This is a genomic window from Patescibacteria group bacterium (assembly GCA_028707495.1).
GTDB lineage: Bacteria > Patescibacteriota > Patescibacteriia > UBA2591 > JAQWAS01 > JAQWAS01.
Genome location: JAQWAS010000018.1, coordinates 1 through 3461 on the forward strand (window position 1 = coordinate 1; position 3461 = coordinate 3461).

Consider the following 3461-nt stretch of genomic DNA (forward strand, 5'->3'; position numbering starts at 1 on the left):
TACATCCCTGCTGGGCATCGACCGCAGCCAGTTCAAGCAGATCGCCATGATAGCGCAGGGGGAGTTCCAGCGCCTGCTGCTGGCGGGCAGCGCGGAGCGTGTGGCGATATACCGCGCCGTCTTCGGCACGGGACTGTACCAGCGAGTCCAGCTCTCCCTAAGGGATATGGAGAGGGCGTCGCGGCTGGAATGCGAGAACGCCTCGCGCAGGACACTGCAGTACATAGGACAGATACGCTGTCCCGATGGCGGGGAGTGCGAGGAGCTTATAAAGCTTAGGGACGGCGGGGAAATCCACACAGCGCCCCAGGTGTCCGAGCTGTTGGAGGAGCTGTGCGTCAGGGACAGGGAGAGGGAAAAAGTTCAAACGGCGTTCAGAGAAGAGTGGGACAAAAACGAAAAAAGCCTGCTGCGGCAAATCGAACAGGCAAAAACCATAAACGCAGACTTCGACGCCCTTGAAACGGTATGCGCAAGGCTTACGGAGCTGTCCGCGAGGTTGGAGGAGATAAGCCAAACCGAAAAGCGGCTTGCGCGGGCAAGGCTTGCCCTGTACAGGGTATCTCCGACGGTAAAAGAGCTGCGGCGTGTCCTCGGAGAGGAAAGGACGGCACAGACGGAGCTGGAAGGGCTGCGAAAGTCCGCCTCTTTGCTTGCGCAGGAAGAGGCAAGGCTGGGCGCGGAGCTGGAGGTCCACCGGCAGGGCGAGGGGAAGCGGGAGGCGCTCTCCCAGTCCGTGGACAGGATTACCCGCTCCCTTGACAGCTATAAGCAGCTTGAGGAGCTTGACGACGGGATAGAAAAGCTGTCCCTGAGGCTTAAAGCAGCGGAGGACAAAATAAAGTCCCTCACCTCTCAAAGACAGGTGCAGGCGGCAAAAAGGGACACGCTGTCCGGCTTTGTCGAAAGCCTTGCGGGCGCGGAGGAGACGGCGGCAAGGCTGGAGGAAACTGTCAAGTCGGTTTCCGCCGCAAGGGACGAAATAACCGCTCTGGGCGGAAACCTGAAAAAAGCGATAGAAGCGCGGGACGCGCTGGACGGTTTGACTTCCGCGTACCTCAAGTCCAAGGTCGAATGGGAGGCGGCGGAGGAAAAGTACAATGCCGGAGAAAAGGCGTTCCTGGACGGTCAAGCCGGAATAATGGCGGCGGCGCTTGAGGAAGGGATACCCTGTCCCGTCTGCGGCTCGATAAGCCATCCGCGTAAGGCTCACAGCGCGGCGGACATCCCCACAGAGAGGGATAGGGCGAGGCTGAAAGCGGACGCGCAGTCCAAACGCGCTGCGATGGAAAAGGCAAGCGGGGACACGGCGGCGGCCCGCTCCGCGCTGGACACACAGTGCGCCTTCATCCGCTCCGACGCGGCAAGGCTGCTGGAGGGCATACAGTCCGATGCTGAGCTGACGCTCCTGCGGGACGCGGCGCGGCGAAGCTACGGGGAGCTGTCATCGCGCCTTGAGCAGGCAAAGGAGCGGCTGACGCAAGCGAAAAGGCAGTCCGAGGAGAAAAAGACCGCCAAGGCGGAGCTGGACGGAGTACTGCTTACTCTTGCGCAGACAGAGAGCACCCTCGTGTCCCTCAGCAAGGAGAGCGCGGACATTTCGGCGGCGCTGGGTGAGCAGAACGGCAGGAGGGCCGCGCTGTCCGGCACGCTTGAATATCCCTCAAAGGAAAAGGCGCTGGAGGAACGCTCCGTCCTGTCGGCAAGGCTTGAAAAGAGCAGGCGGGAGCTGAGGGAGGCGGAGGAAAAGCACCGCGCTTCCGTATCCCTGCGCGAGGGGAACGGTGCAAGGCAGGGGGAATGGGAAAAGCGTCTGTCCAAGGCGCGGGAGGACGCGGTCAAGGCCGAAGGGGATTACAGGGACGCGCTGTCCCAAAACGGCTTCTGGGACGAGGAGGACTACCTGTCGTCCCTTATGGGCGAGGAGGAAATCCGAAGCGCCGAGGACGGGATAAACGCTTTCAGACTGGACATGAGCACGGCTCAGTCCGAGCAAGCCCGACTTGTGTCCGCTACCTCGGGCAAGGAAAGGGCTGATATGTCCGAGCTTGAGGAGCGGCGGGAGGAATGCTCCGCCAAGCGTGTACAGGCGGAGAAGGAGCTGAGCGAAGTCCGTCCGCGACTGAGCCTGAACGGCTCTCTGCTGGAGCAGATACACAAGTCCGAGGAGGACAGGGAGGTTAAGGAGGGCGAGTACGTCGCGGTGCGTCAGCTGTCCAAAACTGCAAACGGGGACTTGACGGGCAGAGCGCGAATAGCCTTCGAGCAGTATGTCCAGGCGGAGTATTTCGGTCACATCATAACACAGGCGAACAAACGCCTGAAGCTGATGACGGACGGGCGCTTCGAGCTGTGCCACAGGCTGGACCCCTCCTCCCTGCGTCAGTCCGCCGGACTGGAGCTGGACGTGCTGGACAGCTACACGGGCAAGGTGCGGCAGGTGAAGTCCCTGTCGGGCGGGGAGTGCTTCAAGGCCTCCCTTTCGCTGGCGCTGGGACTGTCCGACGTGGTGCAGAGCTACGCGGGCGGGGTGGAGATAGACGCCATGTTCATAGACGAGGGCTTCGGCTCGCTGGATGCCCAGTCCTTAGAGCAGGCGCTGCGCATCCTGGACGCCCTGGCGTCCGGCAACCGGCTGGTGGGCATAATATCCCACGTGGCGGAGCTGAAGGAACGCATTGAAAAGCAGATAGTGGTAAGTAAGTCCCCAAGCGGGAGCAAGATAATGGTTAGAGGTTAGATAATAGGAGAACACGGGAAGCGAGGAAACATAGGGGTGAGATGCCTTCGCCCGCGCTCTGTTCTTCCACCCAATAAATCCTATCGCTCCCACCCCGTCGTAGGGGCGGATTCCATATCCGCCCGCGCTCTTTTAACATAATAAAGGCAGGACTACAGATGTTCTATCTGCAATCCTGCCTTTTTTATATACACTATCGGGTTGGACACGACGCGTCGTGTCCCTACACCATTGATTGTAAAGGGTTAAACCGGGCGAACGCAGTTCACCCCTACGTTTATCCACCCCTGCGTTATCGTGTGGCATGACGCTGAACGCCGGGGACGGCGTTCACTACACCTTGCGGGCTACTCCGGACGCTATCGCGGCCTTTTTCACGGCTTCTGCTACTGCGGGAGCCACTCTTGGATCAAACGGGGCGGGGATTATATAGTCCGCGCGCAGCTCGTCGTCCCCTACTAGGGAGGCTATGGCGAAGGCTGCGGCTATCTTCATCTCGTCGTTGATGTCGGATGCCCTTACATCCAGCGCGCCTCGGAATATCCCGGGGAAGGCGAGTACGTTATTGATCTGGTTGGCAAAGTCGCTGCGTCCCGTCCCGACAACGGACGCGCCAGCTTCCACGGCAAGCTCTGGCATAATTTCGGGCGTGGGATTGCTCATGGGGAAGAGGATGGGGTTTTTTGCCATCCCTCTGACCATGTCAGGAGTGACGGTGTTA

2 protein-coding genes are annotated in these 3461 nt (G+C 60.3%); one reads left to right on the plus strand and one right to left on the minus strand.

Features of this window, described 5'->3' with window-relative positions:
- Positions 1 to 2740 (plus strand): SbcC/MukB-like Walker B domain-containing protein (locus PHS07_04225; protein ID MDD4607500.1); only part of this gene is annotated, 2740 nt, incomplete at its 5' end.
- A gap of 333 nt (positions 2741 to 3073) precedes the next feature.
- Here PHS07_04225 and PHS07_04230 read toward each other — a convergent pair.
- On the minus strand, positions 3074 to 3461 hold a 388-nt coding region (locus tag PHS07_04230), incomplete at its 5' end, for an NAD-dependent malic enzyme (protein MDD4607501.1).